This is a genomic window from Streptomyces sp. NPDC090088 (assembly GCF_044747345.1).
Taxonomy (GTDB): Bacteria; Actinomycetota; Actinomycetes; order Streptomycetales; family Streptomycetaceae; genus Streptomyces.
Genome location: NZ_JBIVDZ010000001.1, coordinates 1,727,125 through 1,746,172, shown reverse-complemented (window position 1 = coordinate 1,746,172; position 19,048 = coordinate 1,727,125). Strand labels below are relative to the sequence as shown.

The 19,048-nt window shown below is 71.7% G+C and carries 17 protein-coding genes; 13 read left to right on the top strand and 4 right to left on the bottom strand.

All coding sequences use genetic code 11. The annotated features are described in order from the left end of the window. Positions 1 to 36: 36 nt before the first annotated feature. The 4 genes from ACIPSJ_RS07715 to ACIPSJ_RS07700 are packed head-to-tail and all read left to right on the top strand — an operon-like array spanning position 37 to position 3,643. Positions 37 to 840, top strand: a complete 804-nt coding sequence (locus ACIPSJ_RS07715; protein ID WP_401344302.1) for an aminoglycoside N(3)-acetyltransferase — start codon at positions 37 to 39, stop codon at positions 838 to 840. Positions 841 to 886: 46 nt separating this feature from the next. Continuing rightward, positions 887 to 1,810: an ABC transporter ATP-binding protein gene (locus ACIPSJ_RS07710; protein ID WP_355715251.1), complete on the top strand. Its 924-nt coding sequence runs from the start codon at positions 887 to 889 to the stop codon at positions 1,808 to 1,810. Continuing rightward, entirely contained in the window at positions 1,807 to 2,589 is a 783-nt protein-coding gene (locus tag ACIPSJ_RS07705) for an ABC transporter permease (protein ID WP_401344300.1), read from the top strand. The genes ACIPSJ_RS07710 and ACIPSJ_RS07705 overlap by 4 nt, the downstream gene beginning before the upstream one ends. Positions 2,590 to 2,623: 34 nt before the next feature. Continuing rightward, positions 2,624 to 3,643 carry a heme A synthase gene (locus ACIPSJ_RS07700; protein ID WP_401344298.1) on the top strand — a complete coding sequence of 340 codons (1,020 nt, stop codon included), beginning with the start codon at positions 2,624 to 2,626 and terminating at the stop codon, positions 3,641 to 3,643. Here the strand turns inward: ACIPSJ_RS07700 and ACIPSJ_RS07695 are convergent. From ACIPSJ_RS07695 to ACIPSJ_RS07680, 4 genes are all read right to left on the bottom strand, one after another. After that, positions 3,598 to 4,335, bottom strand: coding sequence for a nucleotidyltransferase domain-containing protein (locus tag ACIPSJ_RS07695; RefSeq protein ID WP_401344296.1), 738 nt, complete (start codon positions 4,333 to 4,335; stop codon positions 3,598 to 3,600). The two genes, ACIPSJ_RS07700 and ACIPSJ_RS07695, sit on opposite strands and share 46 nt — an antisense overlap. A gap of 18 nt (positions 4,336 to 4,353) precedes the next feature. Further along, positions 4,354 to 5,460, bottom strand: a complete 1,107-nt coding sequence (locus ACIPSJ_RS07690; RefSeq protein ID WP_359222077.1) for an amidohydrolase family protein — start codon at positions 5,458 to 5,460, stop codon at positions 4,354 to 4,356. Between the two features lie 178 nt (positions 5,461 to 5,638). Continuing rightward, positions 5,639 to 5,965, bottom strand: coding sequence for a hypothetical protein (locus tag ACIPSJ_RS07685; protein ID WP_365680673.1), 327 nt, complete (start codon positions 5,963 to 5,965; stop codon positions 5,639 to 5,641). 70 nt (positions 5,966 to 6,035) lie between these two features. Further along, positions 6,036 to 6,989, bottom strand: a complete 954-nt coding sequence (locus ACIPSJ_RS07680) for a heme o synthase (RefSeq protein WP_359222081.1) — start codon at positions 6,987 to 6,989, stop codon at positions 6,036 to 6,038. Positions 6,990 to 7,367: 378 nt separating this feature from the next. Here ACIPSJ_RS07680 and tkt point away from each other — a divergent pair, with 378 nt between their 5' ends. The 9 genes from tkt to ACIPSJ_RS07635 all read left to right on the top strand — a co-directional run bounded on the left by tkt (position 7,368) and on the right by ACIPSJ_RS07635 (position 18,982). Then, positions 7,368 to 9,455: a transketolase gene (gene tkt / locus ACIPSJ_RS07675; RefSeq protein ID WP_401344293.1), complete on the top strand. Its 2,088-nt coding sequence runs from the start codon at positions 7,368 to 7,370 to the stop codon at positions 9,453 to 9,455. Between the two features lie 32 nt (positions 9,456 to 9,487). Continuing rightward, positions 9,488 to 10,606 (top strand): transaldolase, encoded by a 1,119-nt coding sequence (gene tal, locus ACIPSJ_RS07670; protein WP_393655603.1) that lies wholly within the window; start codon positions 9,488 to 9,490, stop codon positions 10,604 to 10,606. Between the two features lie 4 nt (positions 10,607 to 10,610). Then, on the top strand, positions 10,611 to 12,149 hold the full coding sequence (gene zwf, locus ACIPSJ_RS07665) for a glucose-6-phosphate dehydrogenase (protein ID WP_355715272.1): 1,539 nt from the start codon (positions 10,611 to 10,613) through the stop codon (positions 12,147 to 12,149). After that, positions 12,146 to 13,261, top strand: a complete 1,116-nt coding sequence (opcA, locus tag ACIPSJ_RS07660; RefSeq protein ID WP_359222087.1) for a glucose-6-phosphate dehydrogenase assembly protein OpcA — start codon at positions 12,146 to 12,148, stop codon at positions 13,259 to 13,261. Before zwf ends, opcA begins: the two co-directional genes overlap by 4 nt. Then, complete coding sequence (gene pgl / locus ACIPSJ_RS07655) at positions 13,258 to 14,040, top strand: 6-phosphogluconolactonase (RefSeq protein WP_359222090.1); 783 nt, start codon at positions 13,258 to 13,260, stop codon at positions 14,038 to 14,040. Before opcA ends, pgl begins: the two co-directional genes overlap by 4 nt. A gap of 216 nt (positions 14,041 to 14,256) precedes the next feature. Further along, positions 14,257 to 14,922, top strand: coding sequence for an SDR family NAD(P)-dependent oxidoreductase (locus ACIPSJ_RS07650; RefSeq protein WP_359222092.1), 666 nt, complete (start codon positions 14,257 to 14,259; stop codon positions 14,920 to 14,922). A 419-nt stretch (positions 14,923 to 15,341) separates the two neighbouring features. Next, positions 15,342 to 16,334 carry a helix-turn-helix domain-containing protein gene (locus ACIPSJ_RS07645; protein WP_401344289.1) on the top strand — a complete coding sequence of 331 codons (993 nt, stop codon included), beginning with the start codon at positions 15,342 to 15,344 and terminating at the stop codon, positions 16,332 to 16,334. 237 nt (positions 16,335 to 16,571) lie between these two features. Next, a complete protein-coding gene (locus tag ACIPSJ_RS07640; RefSeq protein WP_401344287.1) occupies positions 16,572 to 18,083 on the top strand; it encodes an FAD/NAD(P)-binding protein in 1,512 nt (503 codons plus the stop codon). Between the two features lie 86 nt (positions 18,084 to 18,169). Beyond that, a complete protein-coding gene (locus ACIPSJ_RS07635; RefSeq protein ID WP_401344285.1) occupies positions 18,170 to 18,982 on the top strand; it encodes a class II aldolase/adducin family protein in 813 nt (270 codons plus the stop codon). The last annotated feature ends 66 nt before the right edge of the window (positions 18,983 to 19,048 follow it).

Sequence of the window (19,048 nt, the reverse complement as noted above, 5' to 3'; positions counted from 1 at the left end):
GGCGCGCGACCGCCCCCTCCGCAAGACTCCGGAACCATGCCCACACCCCCTCCGACCGGCCCTCTTGTCACGCGGGACACCCTCGCGCAGCAGCTTCGCGCCCTCGGTGTCAAGCCCGGCGAGACCCTCCTCGCCCACACCTCCCTCAGCTCCCTCGGCTGGGTCAACGGCGGAGCCGTGGCCGTCGTCCAGGGGCTCCTCGACGCGCTCGGCACGGACGGCACCCTGGTGGTCCCCACCCAGACCGGTGACCTCTCCGACCCGGCGGTCTGGCAGCACCCGCCGGTGCCCGAGGAGTGGTGGCCGACGATCCGGGCGACCATGCCGGAGTACGACCCCCTGCGCACGCCCTCGCGCGGGGTCGGGGTGATCCCCGAGACCGTACGGAACTGGCCGGGCGCCCTGCGCAGCGCGCACCCGCAGACCTCCTTCGCGGCGATCGGCCCCCGCGCGGCCGAGATCACCGAGGGGCACGCCCCCGACTGCCGGCTCGGCGAGCAGAGCCCGCTGGCCCGGCTGGAGAAACTGGACGCGCGGGTGCTGATGCTCGGCACCGGCTACGCCACCTGCACCACCTTCCACCTGGCCGAATACCGCATCCCCTCGCCGCGCGTCGCGGTCGGCAGGCCCGCGCCCGGCGGCGGCTGGGAGGAGGTGACGGAGGTGTCGATCACCTCCGACCGCTTCGACGAACTGGGCTACGACTTCGAACGCGACCGCCCGGTCGTCGTCCGCGGCACGGTCGGCGCGGCCGAGACCCGGCTGTTCCCGATGGCCGAAGCCGTGGCCTACGCCGAGCGGTGGCTGGCCGTACACCGACCCCGTGAGGAGGAGATCTAGCACCCGGCCGTCCGGGTGACGCCGGGCGTCCTTAGACTCTGTCACCATGCGAAGTGAGCCCGTGGTCCAGGTGCGGGACCTGGTGAAGCGGTACGGCACGAAGACCGCCGTGGACGGCCTCGACCTGGTGGCCCGACCCGGGGTGACCGCCGTACTCGGCCCCAACGGAGCGGGCAAGACGACGACGATCGAGACCTGCGAGGGGTACCGCCGGCCGGATTCCGGCTCGGTGCGCGTCCTGGGCCTCGACCCCGTACGCCAGTCCGCCGAGCTGCGCCCCAAGGTGGGCGTGATGCTCCAGTCCGGCGGCGTCTACTCCGGCGCCCGCGCGGACGAGATGCTGCGGCACGTGGCCAGACTGCACGCGCATCCGCTCGACGTGGACGCGCTGATCGAACGGCTGGGCCTGGGAGGCTGCGGCCGGACCTCGTACCGGCGCCTCTCCGGCGGCCAGCAGCAGCGCCTCGCGCTCGCCATGGCCGTGGTCGGCCGCCCGGAACTGGTCTTCCTCGACGAGCCGACGGCCGGCCTCGACCCGCAGGCCCGGCGGGCCACCTGGGACCTGGTCCGGGACCTGCGCACCGACGGCGTCTCGGTCATCCTCACCACCCACCACATGGACGAGGCCGAGCAGCTCGCCGACGACGTCGCGATCATCGACGCCGGCCGGGTGATCGCCCAGGGCTCCCCCGAGGAGCTGTGCAAGGGCGGCGCCGAGAACACCCTGAGGTTCACCGGCCGCCCCGGCCTCGACGTCGGCTCGCTCCTCAAGGCGCTCCCCGCCGACAGCTCGGCCGCCGAGCTGACCCCGGGCTCCTACCGGGTCATGGGCAAGGTCAACCCGCAGCTGCTGGCCACGGTGACCTCGTGGTGCGCCCAGCACGGGGTGATGCCGGACCGCATCTCGGTCGAACGCCACACCCTGGAAGACGTCTTCCTTGAGCTGACCGGCAAGGAGCTGCGCTCATGACCACCGCGACCGACACCGGCACCGGCACGTACACCCCCCGGCCGGGCGCCGCCCCGCTGCTCCGCATGATCACGGCGCAGGCGGCCCTGGAGACGCGGATGCTGCTGCGCAACGGCGAGCAGTTGCTGCTGACGGTCGTCATCCCAACCCTCCTGCTGGTCCTGTTCAGCTCGGTGGACGTCGTCGACACGGGCGCGGGCAAGTCGGTCGACTTCCTCGCCCCCGGCATCCTCGCCCTCGCCGTCATGTCCACGGCCTTCACCGGCCAGGCCATCGCGACGGGCTTCGAGCGCCGCTACGGCGTCCTCAAGCGGCTCGCCTCCTCCCCGCTCCCCCGCTGGGGCCTGATGGCCGCGAAGACCGCGTCGGTCCTGGTCACGGAGATCCTCCAGGTGATCCTGCTGACGGTGATCGCCTTCGCCCTCGGCTGGTCCCCGCACGGCAACCCCCTCGCCGTCCTGCTCCTGCTGGTCCTCGGCACGGCCGCCTTCTCCGGCCTGGGCCTGCTGATGGCGGGCACCCTGAAGGCGGAGGCGACCCTGGCCGCCGCCAACCTGGTCTTCCTGCTGCTGCTCGTGGGCGGCGGGGTCATCGTCCCGCTGGACAAGTTCGGCGGCGCCCAGGACGTCCTCGGCCTGCTGCCCGTCTCCGCCCTGTCGGAAGGGCTGCGGGACGTGCTCCAGCACGGGGCCGGGACACCCTGGGGCGACCTGGGGATCCTCGGCGTGTGGGCGGTGCTGGGGCTGGCCGCCGCGGGCCGTTTCTTCCGCTGGGAGTGACCCTCGTGAACGCATGCACAAGCGGCCCCCTACGATGGTGCGCGTGCCAAAGCTGACCCCCGCCGACGCCGTAGCGGCGCTGCGCAACCCGCTCGCCTTCATCGCCGACCGCTGGACTCCGCAGCCCCGGACCGTCCGGCGGGCGGCGCTCGCCGCGCTCGTCATGTCGGTGGTCATCGTGGTCACCGGCGGTGCGGTGCGGCTCACCGGCTCGGGCCTCGGCTGCCCGACCTGGCCCGAGTGCACCGCCGGCTCGCTGACCCCGACGAACGCGCTGAGCTACCACAGCGCCATCGAGTTCACGAACCGGATGCTGACGTACGTGCTGTGCGCGGCGGTCGGCTGGGCGATCATCGCCGCCCGGTCCGAGAAGCCGTACCGGCGCGGCCTGACCCGGCTGGGCTGGGCGCAGTTCTGGCTGGTGATGAGCAACGCGGTCCTCGGCGGGATCGTGGTGCTGGTCGGGCTCAACCCGTACACCGTCGCCGCCCACTTCCTGCTGGCGACGGCCCTCATCACGGTCGCCGCCGTGATGTGGCAGCGCACCGGCGAGGGCGACGGGGAGCCGCGGCCGCTGGTCGGCAAGGCCGTGCAGCAGCTGGTGTGGGCCCTGGTGGTGGTGTCGTTGCTGCTGATCGCCGCGGGCACCGTGGTGACCGGCGCGGGACCGCACCCGGGCGACTCCGGCGATGTCGAGCGCATCGACGTCAGCTGGTCGGGCGTCGCCGAGCTGCACGCGGTGCTGGCCTGGGTCGTGGTGTCGCTGACCTTCGCGCTGTGGTTCTTCCTCAAGGGCGTCGGCGCGCCCCAGGGGCCGCGCGACCGCGTCCGCGACCTGTTCCTGATCCTGCTCGGCCAGGGCGTGATCGGTTACGTCCAGTACTTCACCCACCTGCCGACGGTCCTGGTCGGCCTCCACATGTTCGGCTCCTGCCTGGTGTGGATCGGCGTGCTGCGGGTCCTGCTGTCCCTGCGGGAGCGCGCCGACGTGACGGCCGGGCTGCCCGCTCAGTCGTACGACGCGGTGAGCGCGTCGATCGCCGGGACCAAGTAGTCCCGGGTGAGGCGGGCCCGGTCTGCCGTCCACTGCCCGGTGGGCGGCGCGGGGGTGTCGTAGCGGCGGCTGCGTACGTCCTCGACGACCTCGGTGGGGGCGCCCAGGCCGGGCAGCAGGTCGAGTGCCTCGCGTTTGGAGATCAGCCGGCCCTCGCGGGCGGTGACGGTGGCCCGGGCGAAGGTGATCAGCCCCAGGTCGACCCAGACGTCCCGGGTCCACAGCGGGGCGTTGTCCAGGGCGGGCCGCCAGAAGTCGCGCTGGTCGCGGACGACGAAGTCGGTGAGCTCCCGGTCCTCCACCGGCGGCAGCAGCCCGGCGGGCGGGCGGCCGTGCAGCACCCGTCCGAAGGCGTGCAGCTCGCGCCGGGTCACCGGGGTGACCGTCCGTCTGAACAGCTCCTCGTGCGCCCAGGTCAGATGGCGACGGCCAGGGTCGGCCGCCGTCGACGGGGTCAGATAGGTGCAGTGCAGCCCCGCGGCGAGCGGGAGTTTCCGCAGGCGGGCGTGGGCGGTGGCGATCCGCCATACGACGCCCGGGGTCAGCGGGCCCGGCAGCACCGCGATCAGGTCCAGGTCGCTGCGGCCCTCCTGGTAGTCACCGGCGGCGAGCGAGCCGTGCGCCCAGACGGCGACCGGGTCCAGTGACGACAGCTCGCGGACGAAGCGGGCCAGTAACGTCTCGGTGTCCATCCGCCCAGTCTGTACAGCTCAGTCCAGGCGGTACACCCGTTTCGCGTTCCCCGCCGCGATCAGCTTCGCCACCCGCTGGGCGTCGCCCAGCGACCAGGCGCCCTCGGCGGCCCAGCCGCCCAGCACCCGGGCGAGCGACTCGCGGAAGAGCCGGGCGCCGACCACGTGCAGTTCGGGCAGGCCGTGGGCGCCGCTGGAGAAGAGGATCTTGCCGAAGGGGGCCAGTTCCAGGATCTCGGCGAGGATGGTCGCGGCGCGGGCGCCGGTACGGACCAGGGCCGCGCCGGAGTCGGCGTAGACGTGCGGGAAGACACCGGCGAGGTGGGCGGCGTGGCGGTGGTAGGGGTAGCCGTGCAGCAGGACCAGGTCGGTGCCCAGCCCTGCGGTGGCCCGGACGAAGTCGGTGAGCAGGACCGGGTCGGTACGGTCGATCCGGGCGCCGGGTTCGCCGAGGCCCGCGTGCAGCTGGAGGGGGAGGCCGGAGGCCACCGCGATCCACAGCAGGTGCCGTAGCAGCACCGGGTCGGACAGCTCGCCGCCGACCCGGCGGGCCGCCAGCCAGCGGCCGGCCGCGCCCCGCACCTCGCCGGGGCCGGGCGGCTCGGGGGCCAGGGCGAGGCCGTGCCGGAGACCGGCGACCGAGGTGAAGGCGACCGCGTTCGCCGCCGCGCCGTGCACCGACTCGGCGAGGTTGGCGAGGAAGGACTCGACGGTGCCGGAGGTGTCGGCGACCTGCTCCGCGAGGAGTTCCAGGCGGACGATCTCGCGGGCCTCCGCGTCACCGGCCGAGGCCATCTCGGTGGGGCCGGTGAGGTCGCCGGGCAGGCCGGTGTCGACGAGGTAGGTGGTGATGCCGCTGCCGCGCAGGAGCCGGCGACCCGCCTCCAGGACGCCGAGTTCACGGCGCCGGGCGAGGTAGCGGGCGGGCGGGCAGTGGGGTTCCAGGCCGAGGAGCGGGGGGCACCAGCGGCGTACCGCGAAACCGGTCTGGGTGTCGAAGAGGGTGGTGCCGGGGGCCGGGGGGCCTTCGGTGCGGGCGAGCTGGGCCTCGAAGGTGCCGAGGCCCAGCTCCGTGCGCAGCACTCCGTGGCAGTACTGGTCCACCAAGGACGGCGTTTCGATCATCCTGGCTCCCGTGTGGACGGCTACTTGACCGTCTTAACGGGTGAACCGGGATGGAGGTCGCGGTCCGGGGTGGGTGGTACCGGTTGTACGGCGGGTGCGGGCCGTGTGTGGCTGGTCGCGCCCACGCGGCGGAGCCGCATATCAGATGCAGCCCCGCGCCCCCAAGGGGGCGCGTTGTTCAGCCGCCGATCTGGATGCCGGCCATGCGCTTCCACTCGTACGGGCCGGTCTGGACCTTGGCCGCGAACTCGCCGTCGAAGGACTCGTGGACGGTGATGCCCGCCTTCTCCACCGCCTGCTGGGCGATCTCGGTGCTCGGGGCCACCAGGTCGCCCCAGCCGCCGTCCGCGCCGACGAGGACGATGCGGGCGCCGCGTTCGCCGATGTAGGCCACCTGGCCCTCGGCGCCGCCGTGGGCCTTGGCGAAGGTGCTGATCTGCTTGGCGAGGCGCGCGACCTTGCGCTCGGCCTTCTGGTCCGCCTCAACCTGCTGCGTGTCTGCCATGGACAGGATGCTACCGACGGGTAGATCGATTGGCGACGGAGGGGCGGAGTGACCCCTGCCTCAGGAACCCCTACCTCAGGAAGGGGTCGACCGCCACGGCCACGAAGAGCAGGGAGACGTAGGTGATGGACCAGTGGAACAGGCGCATCTCCTTGAGCTTCCCGCCCGACACCTCGGACTTCGCGCGGTGCTGTAGGGCGTGTGCCTCCCACAGCCACCAGCCGCCCGCCGCCAGGGCGACCAGGGTGTAGAACCAGCCGGTGTAGCCGAGGGGGGTCAGGAGGAGGGAGACGGCGACCATCACCCAGCTGTAGATGACGATCTGCTTGGCGACCACCTTGTTGGAGGCGATGACCGGCAGCATCGGCACGCCCACGCGCGCGTAGTCGTCCTTCACCTTCATGGACAGCGGCCAGTAGTGCGGCGGCGTCCAGAAGAAGATGACGAGGAAGAGGATGAGCGGCGCCCAGGAGAGCGAGTCCGTGACGGCCGACCAGCCGATCAGCACCGGCATGCAGCCGGCGATCCCGCCCCACACGATGTTCTGCGAGGTACGGCGCTTGAGGATCATCGTGTAGACGACGACGTAGAAGAGGAGCGCTCCGAGTGACAGCCAGGCGCTCAGCCAGTTGACGGTGAGGCCGAACAGCAGCGTGGAGACGACCGCCAGGCTGATGCCGAAGGCGAGGCACTCACGCGGGCTGACCATGCCGGTCACCAGCGGACGCTGCGAGGTGCGGTCCATCAGCGCGTCGATGTCCCGGTCGATGTACATGTTCAGCGCGTTGGCGCCGCCCGCGGACAGGTAGCCGCCGACGCAGGTGAGCAGCACCAGCGTCAGATCGGGCACGCCCTGCTGCGCGAGGAACATCACCGGAACGGTGGTGATGAGCAGCAGCTCGATGATCCGTGGCTTGGTCAGCGCCACGAAAGCTTTGACACGGGCCCCGAACGGCCGGTGACTCGGGCTCTCGCTCGCACCGAGTACCCCCGCTGGACGGGATTCGACGGCCGTCACGCACACCCCTGACAGAGACTCCCAGCGAGCCCCGCCGTGTGAACTCACGGTAAAGGCTCGCGCGTACCACGCCACTTTAGACGTTGCCCATACCCCGACCTTCGCGGGGGTGGGGTCGTGTTGGGGGGCGTCTCGGGAGAGGGGCGGGGTGGCTCGATTGAGCAGTCAGATGAGCGGCTCCGTATTCATGTGCCGAATGCCTTCCCGGCCAGTCGGGAGGCGGATCCCCGCAAGGCCCGGCAGTCTGGAAACACTCGAAAAAATGCACGTCCTTACGGGGGTAGGCTCGACAACGGCCGGTGGGCACCCAGGCCACCGGCAGCCGGTGTGGGCGTATGCCCGAGGACCGGTATCCGAACATGTGGAGAGGAGCCCTGACTCAGGGTGAGCACCAAGCCGACCACCACAGACCTCGACTGGACCGAGTTGGACCAGCGGGCCGTAGACACCGCCCGCGTCCTGGCCGCCGACGCCGTACAGAAGGTCGGCAACGGCCATCCGGGTACGGCGATGAGCCTGGCGCCGGCCGCGTACACCCTCTTCCAGAAGGTGATGCGGCACGACCCGTCCGACCCCGACTGGGTGGGCCGCGACCGCTTCGTGCTGTCCGCCGGTCACTCGTCGCTGACCCTCTACACACAGCTCTACCTGGCCGGTTTCGGTCTGGAGCTGGCGGACCTGGAGGCGTTCCGCACCTGGGGCTCGAAGACCCCCGGCCACCCGGAGTACGGCCACACCAAGGGCGTGGAGACCACCACCGGTCCGCTGGGCCAGGGTGTCGCCAACGCCGTGGGCATGGCGATGGCCGCCCGCTACGAGCGCGGTCTGTTCGACCCGGAGGCCGCGCAGGGCGAGTCGCCCTTCGACCACTTCGTGTACTGCATCGCGGGTGACGGCTGCCTCCAGGAGGGCATCTCCGCCGAGGCGTCCTCGATGGCCGGCCACCAGAAGCTCGGCAACCTGGTCCTGCTGTGGGACGACAACCACATCTCGATCGAGGGCGACACCGAGACGGCCGTCTCCGAGGACACCGTCAAGCGGTTCGAGGCGTACGGCTGGCATGTCCAGCGCATCGCGCCGAAGCCGGACGGCGACCTGGACCCGCACGCCATCTACAACGCGATCGAGGCCGCGAAGAAGGTGACGGACAAGCCGTCCTTCATCGCGATGCGCTCGATCATCGCCTGGCCCGCCCCGAACGCGCAGAACACCGAGGCCGCCCACGGCTCGGCGCTCGGCGCGGACGAGGTCGCGGCCACCAAGCGCGTCCTCGGCTTCGACCCGGAGAAGAACTTCGACGTCGCCGAGGAGGTCATCGCCCACACCCGGCAGGCCGGGGAGCGCGGCGCGGCCGCCAAGGCCGAGTGGGAGAAGTCCTTCCAGCTGTGGCGGGACAACAACGCCGAGCGCGCGGCCGAGTTCGACCGCATCGCCGCGGGCGAGCTGCCCAAGGGCTGGGAGGAGAAGATCCCGGTCTTCGAGCCCGGCAAGGGTGTCGCGACCCGCGCGGCCTCCGGCAAGGTGCTCCAGGCCCTCGGTGCCGTGATCCCTGAGCTGTGGGGCGGTTCCGCCGACCTCGCCGGGTCGAACAACACGACCATCGACAAGGACAGCTCGTTCCTGCCGGCGGACAACCCGCTGCCGGGCGCGAACCCCTACGGCCGCACCATCCACTTCGGTATCCGCGAGCACTCCATGGCCGCGGAGATGAACGGCATCACCCTGCACGGCAACACCCGTGTCTACGGCGGTACGTTCCTCGTCTTCTCCGACTACATGCGCAACTCCGTGCGCCTGTCGGCGCTGATGCACCTGCCGGTGACGTACGTGTGGACCCACGACTCCATCGGCCTCGGCGAGGACGGCCCGACGCACCAGCCGGTCGAGCACCTCGCCTCGCTGCGCGCCATCCCCGGTCTCAACGTCGTGCGCCCCGCGGACGCCAACGAGACCGCGATCGCCTGGCGCGAGATCCTCAGGCGCTACACCAAGGTGTTCGGCAAGGGCGCCCCGCACGGCCTCGCGCTGACCCGCCAGGGCGTGCCGGTGTACGAGTCCAACGAGGACACCGTCAAGGGCGGTTACGTCCTCTTCGAGGCCTCGAACGGGGCCCCCGAGGTCATCCTCATCGCCACCGGTTCCGAGGTGCACGTCGCCGTCGAGGCGCGCGAGCAGCTGGAGGCCGACGGTGTGCCCACGCGCGTCGTGTCCATGCCGTGCGTGGAGTGGTTCGAGGAGCAGGACCAGGGGTACCGGGACAGCGTTCTGCCGCCGTCCGTCAAGGCTCGTGTCTCGGTCGAGGCGGGTATCGGTCTCACGTGGCACAAGTACGTGGGCGACGCCGGCCGCATCGTTTCCCTGGAGCACTTCGGTGCTTCCGCCGACGGCAAGGTGCTCTTCCAGGAGTTCGGCTTCACTGCCGAGAACGTGGCCGACAAGGCCCGGGAATCCATCGCCGCCGCCCAGCGCTGACGCTCATAACGACACGTAGGAGATGTAATTCCATGACAGACGCACTCAAGCGCCTCTCCGAGGAAGGCGTCGCGATCTGGCTGGACGACCTGTCGCGCAAGCGGATCACGTCCGGCAACCTCGCCGAGCTGATCGACCAGCAGCACGTCGTGGGCGTCACCACCAACCCGTCGATCTTCCAGAAGGCGATCAGCGGCGGTGACGGATACGGCCAGCAGCTCGCCGATCTCGCCGCCCGCAAGGTGACCGTCGAAGAGGCCATCCGCATGATCACGACGGCGGACGTCCGTGACGCCGCCGACATCCTGCGCCCGGTGTTCGACGCGACCGACGGCCAGGACGGCCGGGTGTCGATCGAGGTCGACCCGCGCCTGGCGCACAACACGACGGCGACCGTCGCCGAGGCCAAGCAGCTGGCCTGGCTGGTCGACCGCCCCAACACCCTGATCAAGATCCCGGCCACCCAGGCGGGCCTGCCGGCGATCACCGAGGTCATCGGCCTCGGTATCAGCGTCAACGTCACGCTGATCTTCTCGCTGGAGCGCTACCGCGCGGTCATGGACGCCTACCTGGCCGGTCTGGAGAAGGCCAAGGAGCGCGGCCTCGACCTGTCGCTCATCCGTTCGGTGGCGTCGTTCTTCGTGTCCCGGGTGGACACCGAGATCGACAAGCGCCTGAACGACCTGGGCACCGACGCGGCCAAGGCGCTGCGCGGCAAGGCCGCCGTCGCCAACGCGCGGCTCGCCTACCAGGCGTACGAGGAGGTGTTCTCCTCGGCCCGCTGGACCGCCCTGGAGAGCGCGGGCGCCCGCAAGCAGCGTCCGCTGTGGGCCTCCACCGGCGTCAAGGACCCGGCGTACAAGGACACCCTGTACGTCGACGACCTGGTGGCGCCGAACACGGTGAACACCATGCCGGAGGCCACCCTCGTCGCGGTCGAGGACCACGGCGGCATCACCGGCGACACGATCACCGGCACGTACGAGCAGGCCCGCGCCGACCTGGACGCCGTCGAGGCGCTCGGGATCTCGTACGACGACGTGGTCCAGGTACTGGAGGACGAGGGCGTCGAGAAGTTCGAGGCGTCCTGGAACGACCTGCTCAAGTCGACCCAGGCGGAGCTGGAGCGCCTGGCTCCCTCGGAGGGCTGACATCTTGTCCCCCTTTTCCGGTTCCGGAGCGAACCCGCTTCGTGACCCCGCGGACCGACGGCTCCCGCGTATCGCGGGGCCGTCGGGCCTGGTCATCTTCGGCGTCACGGGCGACCTCTCCCGCAAGAAGCTCATGCCCGCCGTCTACGACCTCGCCAACCGGGGTCTGCTGCCGCCGGGCTTCTCCCTGGTCGGCTTCGCCCGCCGTGAGTGGGCCAACGAGGACTTCGCCGCCGAGGTCCACGACGCCGTCAAGGAACACGCCCGCACCCCGTTCCGCGAGGAGGTCTGGCAGCAGCTCATCCAGGGGATGCGCTTCGTCCAGGGCACCTTCGACGACGACGACGCGTTCGAGCGCCTCCGCTCCACCATCGAGGAGCTGGACAAGGCGCAGGGCACCGGCGGCAACTTCGCCTTCTACCTCTCCGTGCCGCCGCGCTCCTTCCCGGTCGTCATCCAGCAGCTGAAGAAGCACGGTCTGGCCGACCAGACCGGCGGCTCCTGGCGGCGCGCGGTCATCGAGAAGCCCTTCGGCCACGACCTGAAGTCGGCCGAGGAGCTCAACAAGGTCGTGCACGAGGTGTTCGAACCGGACCAGGTGTTCCGGATCGACCACTACCTCGGCAAGGAGACCGTCCAGAACATCCTGGCGCTCCGCTTCGCCAACACCATGTTCGAGCCGATCTGGAACCGGTCCTTCGTGGACCACGTGCAGATCACCATGGCCGAGGACATCGGCATCGGCGGCCGGGCCGGCTACTACGACGGCATCGGCGCCGCCCGTGACGTCATCCAGAACCACCTCCTGCAGCTGATGGCGCTGACCGCCATGGAGGAGCCCGCCTCCTTCGACGCGGACGCGCTGGCCGCCGAGAAGGAGAAGGTGCTCGGCGCCGTACGGCTGCCGAAGGACCTGGGCACCTCGACCGTGCGCGGCCAGTACGCGGCCGGCTGGCAGGGCGGCGAGAAGGTCATCGGCTACCTCGAAGAGGACGGCATCGACGCCCAGTCGAAGACCGACACCTACGCGGCCGTCAAGGTAGAGGTCGACAACCGCCGCTGGGCGGGCGTCCCCTTCTACCTGCGCACCGGCAAGCGCCTGGGCCGCCGGGTCACCGAGATCGCGGTGGTCTTCCAGCGGGCCCCGCACTCCCCCTTCGACCACACGGCGACGGAGGAACTCGGCCAGAACGCGATCGTCATCCGCGTCCAGCCCGACGAGGGCATCACGGTCCGCTTCGGCTCCAAGGTGCCGGGCACCTCGATGGAGATCCGGGACGTCTCGATGGACTTCGCCTACGGCGAGTCCTTCACCGAGTCGTCGCCGGAGGCCTACGAGCGGCTGATCCTGGACGTGCTGCTCGGCGACTCCAACCTCTTCCCGCGCACGGCGGAGGTCGAGCTGTCCTGGAAGATCCTCGACCCGATCGAGGAGTACTGGGACACGCACGGCCGGCCCGCGCAGTACAAGTCGGGCACCTGGGGTCCCGCCGAGGCCGACGAGATGCTCGCACGAGACGGACGGAGCTGGCGCCGGCCATGAAGATAGACCTCACGGACACCACGGCCGGCAAGGTCAACAAGGCGCTGGTGCAGGGCCGCCGGGCCATCGGCACGCCCGCCGTGGGCATGGTGCTGACCCTCGTCATCGTCACCGACGAGGAGAACGCGTACGACGCCCTGAAGGCCGCCGGCGACGCCTCGCACGAGCACCCCTCGCGCACGCTGCTCGTCATCAAGCGCGTCTCCCGCTCCCCCCGCGACCGTACGACGTCCCGCCTGGACGCCGAGGTCCGGGTGGGCGCGGACGCGGGCTCCGGCGAGACGGTGATCCTGCGGCTGCACGGCGAGGTCGCCGACCACGCCGACTCGGTCGTGCTGCCGCTGCTGCTGCCGGACGCGCCCGTCGTCGTCTGGTGGCCGGTGAACGCCCCGCTCGACCCGGCGAAGGACCCGCTGGGCGCCCTCGCCCAGCGCCGGGTCACCGACACCTACTCCTCCGAGCAGCCGGTACGGGAGCTGTCCGCCCGCGCGGACACCTACACGCCCGGCGACACGGACCTGTCCTGGACCCGGATCACGCCCTGGCGCTCGATGCTGGCGGCGGCCCTGGACCAGGTGGTCTGCGAGGTCAAGGCCGTCGAGGTGGAGGGCGAGGAGTTCAACCCGAGCTGTGAGCTGCTGGCGATGTGGCTCGCGGACCGGCTGGACGTCCCCGTCCGGCGGTCGCTGTCGGCCGGTCCCGGTCTGACGGCGGTCCGGCTCGACACCAGCGAGGGCGCGATCGCGCTCGACCGCGCGGACGGCTCCCTCGCCACCCTGTCCATCGACGGTCAGCCGGACCGGGCGGTGGCGCTGAAGCGGCGGGAGACGGCCGAGCTGATCGCCGAGGAACTGCGGCGGCTCGACCCGGACGACACCTACGCCTCGGCGCTGCGGTTCGGGGTGGAGCGGCTGAACGCGTCGGCGACGGCGGTGCTCCCGGTCCCGGACTCCTCGCCCAAAGGAGCACCGGTCACCGTCGGATCCGAGCTCGTCGGAGCAGAGCCCGTCGCCGAGCCCGGAGCAGAGCCCGAAGCCATTGCCGAGGCTCCCGCGGCAGAGGCGGCGCCGCAGGAACCGGCACCGCTGAAGAAGAGGGCGAAGGCGACATGAGCACTCCCCAGCTGGTCGTGCACCACGACAAGGAGCTGATGGCGCAGGCCGCCGCGGCCCGTCTGATCACGAAGATCGTGGACGCCCAAGCCTCCCGGGGCGAGGCGTCCGTGGTCCTCACGGGCGGCCGCAACGGCAACGGCCTGCTGGCGGCCCTGGCGGCGGCCCCGGCCAGGGACGCCATCGACTGGGGCCGGCTCGACCTGTGGTGGGGCGACGAGCGGTTCCTGCCCGAGGGCGACCCGGAGCGCAATGTCACCCAGGCCCGCCAGGCCCTGCTCGACCAGGTTCCGGTGGACCCGAAGCGCGTGCACGCCATGCCCGCGTCGGACGGCCCCTGGGGCACGGACGTGGACGCGGCGGCCGAGGCCTACGCGGCGGAGCTGGCCGCCGCGGCCGACCCCGAGAACCACGGTCCGGTGCCGACCTTCGACGTCCTGATGCTGGGCGTCGGCCCGGACACCCACGTGGCCTCGCTCTTCCCGGAGCTCCCCGCGGTCCGCGAGACGGAACGCACGGTGGTCGGCGTCCACGGCGCCCCCAAGCCGCCGCCGACCCGGGTCTCCCTCACCCTCCCCGCCATCCGCTCGGCCCGCGAGGTCTGGCTGCTCGCGGCGGGCGAGGACAAGGCCGAGGCCGTCGCCATCGCCCTCTCGGGCGCGGGCGAGATCCAGGCCCCGGCAGCGGGCGCCCAGGGCCGTCGGCGCACCCTGTGGCTGCTGGACTCGGCCGCGGCGGCCCAGCTGCCGAGGTCGCTGTATCCGCCGGCCTCTCCGTGAGACGGTGACGCACCACCACCGGGGCGGCGGGAACTCTCCCGCCGCCCCGGTGTCGTTCGTACGGCGTCCCCGCCCGCGGGCCGACGGCCCGGCCCGCCGCCACGCTCCGTGACCGCGGTTCCCCCTTCCGGGTGGCCCGGGCCCCGAGCGGAATGGGTCCCACCGCTCCTGGAACATACGCTCCGGTCGTAACTGTCCTCAGACACACGGGAGTTGATGGTGACGACGGCAGTGGTGGTCGGTGCGGGGCCGGGGATCGGCAAGTCCGTCGCGGACCGGTTCGCGCGCGGGGGGCTGGCGGTCGCCGTGATCGCGCGCCGCGAGGAGACCGTGACCCGGGTGGCCGCGGAGATCGGGCAGGGCGGCGGGAAGGTCCTCGCGCTCACCGCGGACAGCACGGACGAGACGGCGCTGCACACCGCGCTGGACACGGCCGCGGCGGAACTCGGGCCGATCGACGTGGCCGTCTACAACGCGGCACTGATCCGCCGGGACGCCCCGGGCGAACTGGACGCGCGCGGCCAGCTGGACGCCTGGGCCGTCAACGTGGTCGGCGCGCTCAGCACCGCGGCGCACGTGGCTCCGGCCATGGCCGCGCGGGGGCACGGATCGATCCTGGTCACCGGGGGCATGCCGCGCCCCGACCCCGGCTACGTCAGTCTGGGTCTCGGAAAATTCGGGGTGCGCACCCTGGTCAGCCTGCTCGACGCGGAGTACGGTCCGGCGGGTGTCCATGTGGCCTCGGTGACCGTACCCGGCGCCGTCGCACCCGGTACCGCCTACGACCCCGACGAGATCGCCGAGCACTACTGGCGGCTGCACAACCAGCCCCGTACGGCGTGGGAGCACGAGGTCGTGCACGGCGGCGGGCCCGTGGCGTAGCGGGCGGCCTCCTGCACCGGCAGGGCGTGACGTCAAGAACGGCTTTCCGGTCGTCCTGTCACGTCGTGCCGGTGGCCGGCCGCGCCGACCGGCGCGAACCGGGACCCGGGACCGCCCTTTCGGCCACGCCGGCCCGGGGGCATCCGACAGCGAGCCGTCGGTCGTGTTTCGCGTCATGAAATCTGTGTGAACTACCCAGTGCACAGGGCCGGTGCCGACACGGCCACCAGGAGGTACACAGTGTCAACAATTGCGACTTTGACCATGGCGTAAACGTTACTGCCAGCCCGGCCGGACACTGGCACAGAATGTCACCGAGAACTACTCCTACCGGTTTGTATGGCAAGGAAAGGAGTTTTCATGCCCCGCCCACGACGAGGCACTGGCATACCCGGGTCCATTCCGGCTGGGCACCGGTCATGAAGACCGCGCTCATCGACACGGGGGAACCGGTGCGGATTCTGCGTACGCGGGATTCACATCTGCACCACAGTTTCCATACCTGGGGGGAGATGGTGGCCGACGCCTGCGGGCCGCTGCACGTCTACCGGACGGATCCGGGCGACTTCCACGGGGCCATCGCCTCCGGCACCTTCGGCACCGTCCAGCTCGCCACCGTCCAGGCCGGCCCGCACTCCGTCGAGCGCACCGAACGCCTGGCCGGCCAGGCCGCCTTCACCCCTCTCTATCTGACCTGCGTCCTCGACGGCGAGGTCCAGGTCAGCCAGGGCGGGCGCACCGCAGTCGCCCGGACCGGCAACCTCTTCTCCCACGACAGCTCCCGCCCCTTCCGGATGAGCATGCGGCGCCCCATCCACATGGTGAGCGTGAAGTTCGACCACCGTCTGGTCGACCTCAGGGTCGGGCTGGAACATCCGCTGCGCGCGGCGACCTGGTCCGGCGCCAGGGGGGCCAGCGTGCTCCTCGCCGGCCTGCTGCGCAGCGCGGCGCTGCACATGACCGAGCTCGACATGACGGTCGCGGACCAGCTGGGCACCAGTGTCGCCAGCCTGGTCACGGCCGTGTGCGCGGAAAAGCTCGGCAGGGCGGGCGACGATCCCGCGGCGGCCCGCCAAGCGCTGCTGCACCGCGTCAAGACGTTCGCGCGGGCCCGGCTGGGCTCCGCGGAGCTGAGCCCGAGCGTGCTGGCCAGGAGCCACAACATCTCGTTGCGCTATCTCCAGCTGCTCTTCCAGGACGAGAACACCAGCCCCGCCCTGTGGATCCGCAACGAGCGGCTGGGGCGCTGTCGTGACGATCTGGCCGATCCGCGCACCGCGCATCTGACGGTCGCCAACGTCGCCGAACGCTGGGGCCTGGACAGCGCGTCGCACTTCAGCAAGCTCTTCCGGGAGCGCTACGGGCTGACGCCCCGTGAGTGGCGCAGGCAGGCTTCGCCGGCCCGCGTCTGACTCCTCCTTCCCCGGATTCGCCCGCCATGCGCGAATCCGCCATCCCGTATGCGTGCACGCGCCACGGACAACGTCCGGATTCCACAACAATGAAGCCGTGTTTTCCGGGTTTTCCTGCGGTACGCATTTCGGTTCGCCGTACGGTACGGCCGATTTCCGTCGGCCGATTCCATCGGGCGCAGAAAGCCGCCCGCACGAACGGGGGTCTCGCATATGCCAATTCCGACGAGAATCGGGGTGATCGGAGGAGGTGCCTCCGCGGTATGCCTGCTCGACGCCCTGAGCCGGCAGGAGGAAGTCCCGCAATCCGTCACCGTATTCGATCCGTCCCCGCACCTGTGGCGGGGACGTGCCTATCAGCCCGACTCGGCGGTCCTGCGGGTGAACGCCCCGCCCGAGGACATGACCGTGCGGGCGGGCGACCCGACCCACTTCTCGCGCTGGCTGGAAGCACGGTCGGTGGTGCTGGGCCCGCCCGCGGACCACACGGACATCCGCTCGGGCATCCCGTTCCCGCCCCGCGCCCTCTACGGCGACTATCTGGAGCAGTGCGCCCGCGGCGCCCTGACCCGGCTGGCGGCCCTGGGCAGCCGGATCCGGCTGGTGCGCGCGGCAGCCACCGATCTGACCCGCGAGGACGGCTCGCTCCTCGTGCGCACCGCCGACCGCGCCGCCCACGGCCTGGACCACGTGGTGCTGTGCGTCGGCACCGGGGTGCCGGCCGACCCGCACGGGCTCTTGGGCGCGCCGGGCTTCGTTCCCGATCCCTACCCGGTGACCCGGCGGCTGGCCGGCATCGGCGAGCGGGACCGGGTGGTCGTGCTGGGCAGCGGACTGACCGCCGTGGACGTCGTGCTGGCCCTCACCGCGAACGGGCACACCGGGGAGGTCGTGATGGCGTCCCGGCGCGGTGTGCTGCCCGGTGTCCGGCAGCGCCCGGTCGAGCACGAGCTGCGCTTCTTCACCGCGGCCCGCTTCCGCGCCCTGGCCGCGCGGGGCGAGCGGCTGCCCCTGGCGGACGCCGTCGCCCTGATGCGGACCGAACTGACCGCCGCGGGTTCCCGCTTCGACACGGTCGCCCGGGAGATCGCGACGGGCGGCGGCGAGGCACCGCTCGCCCGGCTGCGCCGCCAGCTCGGCCGGGTGGACGACCCCGATCCGGGGCTGCGCATCCTGCAGCGCGCCGTCCCCGACACCGGACCCGACGTGTGGCCGCTGCTGCCCGAGCAGGACCGGACCGGGCTGCTGCGCGACCACTACCGGACGATCATGAGCCTGTGCTGCCCCATGCCGCCGGCCAGCGCCGCGGCACTGCTGGCCCAGGCGGACAGCGGACGGCTCGATGTCCTGCGCGGGGTGGAGCGGGTCAGCCCCGGGCCCACCGGGGGCTTCCGGGTGTACGGCGACGGTGGCGTCCGCCCCGCCGATGTCGTCGTCAACGCCGTGAGTCCGCCCGCGCACCGGGTGCCGCCGGCCGCCGCCGCGCTGATCGACTCGCTCACCGGCCGGGGCCTCGCGTCCCGGCACCCTCGCGGCGGGGTCGGCGTGGCCCGGGCCACCAGCGGCCTGCTGCACGCCGGCGGGACCGACCGGCAGGTCTACGTCCTGGGCGACCTCGCCGCCGGATCGCTGTTCTTCACCTTCGGGGTGCCCTCGCTGGTGGACCGCGCCGTCGACATCGCCGAGGCCATCCACCGGGACGCGGCCCGCAGCACCGCCGGGTTCGCGGACTCCAGGCAACCCGTGTGAACGCCGGTCCGGCCAGGACCCGGCCGGTACCGACCACCGACCACCGACCACCGACCACCGACCACCGACCACCGAGGAGTTATCTGATGAGTGACATCGCCACGCGCGAGCGGGCCGGGTATCTCGCGGACACCCACACCGGGCTCCCGCTGCCCACGGAGCCGGTCTTCGACTCCGTGGCGGACGAGCGCAGGCACCGCAAGCAGCGGCTGACCGCCGCCCTGCGGCTGTTCGGCAAGTACGGCTACGGGGAGGGCGTCTCGGGGCACATCTCGGTGCGCGACCCCGAGGACGCGGACCGGTTCTGGGTGAACCCGTTCGGCGTCTCCTTCAGCCGGGTGAAGGTCCGCGACCTGATCCTGGTGGACGGGGAGGGCCGGGTGGTCGAGGGGCACCACCGCGTGAACCCCAGCGCGTTCGTGATCCACTCCGCCATCCACCGGGCCGGTCCCGGCGCCACCGCGGCGGCCCACGGGCACACGCCCCACTCGCGGGCGCTCGGCGCGCTCGGCAGGCTGCTGGAACCGCTCGACCAGGAGTCCGCCGCCTTCTACCAGGACCAGGTCCTCTACGGCGACTACGAGGGCCCCTCCATCAGCCTGGCCCAGGGCGAGGACATCGCGGCCAGGCTGGGTGACCGGCGGGCGATCCTGCTGCGCCACCACGGGCTGATCACCGTCGGCGGCTCGGTGGACGAGGCGGTGCACTGGTTCTTCACCTACGAGGCCGCGGCCCAGGTGCAGTTGCTCGCGGCGGCGGCCGGCCGGCCCGAACCGATGAGCCACGAGCAGGCGCTCGCGGCCCGCGACGGCTTCGGGGACCGGCAGCTCGGCTGGTTCAGCTTCCAGCTGCTGTGGGACGAGATCGTCCACGAGCAGCCGGACCTGCTGGAGGAGTGACCGCACGGCACGACGACGAGGCCGCCCCTCTCCCGAGGGGCGGCCTCCTGCCGTAGCGGACAAGCC

Coding starts and splice junctions, on each gene's coding strand:
- opcA (WP_359222087.1), top strand. CDS start 12,146: ATGAAGATAGACCTCACGGACACCACGGCCGGCAAGGTCAACAAGGCG.
- tal (WP_393655603.1), top strand. CDS start 9,488: ATGACAGACGCACTCAAGCGCCTCTCCGAGGAAGGCGTCGCGATCTGG.
- pgl (WP_359222090.1), top strand. CDS start 13,258: ATGAGCACTCCCCAGCTGGTCGTGCACCACGACAAGGAGCTGATGGCG.
- ACIPSJ_RS07715 (WP_401344302.1), top strand. CDS start 37: ATGCCCACACCCCCTCCGACCGGCCCTCTTGTCACGCGGGACACCCTC.
- ACIPSJ_RS07685 (WP_365680673.1), bottom strand. CDS start 5,965: ATGGCAGACACGCAGCAGGTTGAGGCGGACCAGAAGGCCGAGCGCAAG.
- ACIPSJ_RS07645 (WP_401344289.1), top strand. CDS start 15,342: ATGAAGACCGCGCTCATCGACACGGGGGAACCGGTGCGGATTCTGCGT.
- ACIPSJ_RS07700 (WP_401344298.1), top strand. CDS start 2,624: ATGGTGCGCGTGCCAAAGCTGACCCCCGCCGACGCCGTAGCGGCGCTG.
- ACIPSJ_RS07690 (WP_359222077.1), bottom strand. CDS start 5,460: ATGATCGAAACGCCGTCCTTGGTGGACCAGTACTGCCACGGAGTGCTG.
- ACIPSJ_RS07635 (WP_401344285.1), top strand. CDS start 18,170: ATGAGTGACATCGCCACGCGCGAGCGGGCCGGGTATCTCGCGGACACC.
- ACIPSJ_RS07650 (WP_359222092.1), top strand. CDS start 14,257: ATGGTGACGACGGCAGTGGTGGTCGGTGCGGGGCCGGGGATCGGCAAG.
- ACIPSJ_RS07705 (WP_401344300.1), top strand. CDS start 1,807: ATGACCACCGCGACCGACACCGGCACCGGCACGTACACCCCCCGGCCG.
- ACIPSJ_RS07695 (WP_401344296.1), bottom strand. CDS start 4,335: ATGGACACCGAGACGTTACTGGCCCGCTTCGTCCGCGAGCTGTCGTCA.
- ACIPSJ_RS07710 (WP_355715251.1), top strand. CDS start 887: ATGCGAAGTGAGCCCGTGGTCCAGGTGCGGGACCTGGTGAAGCGGTAC.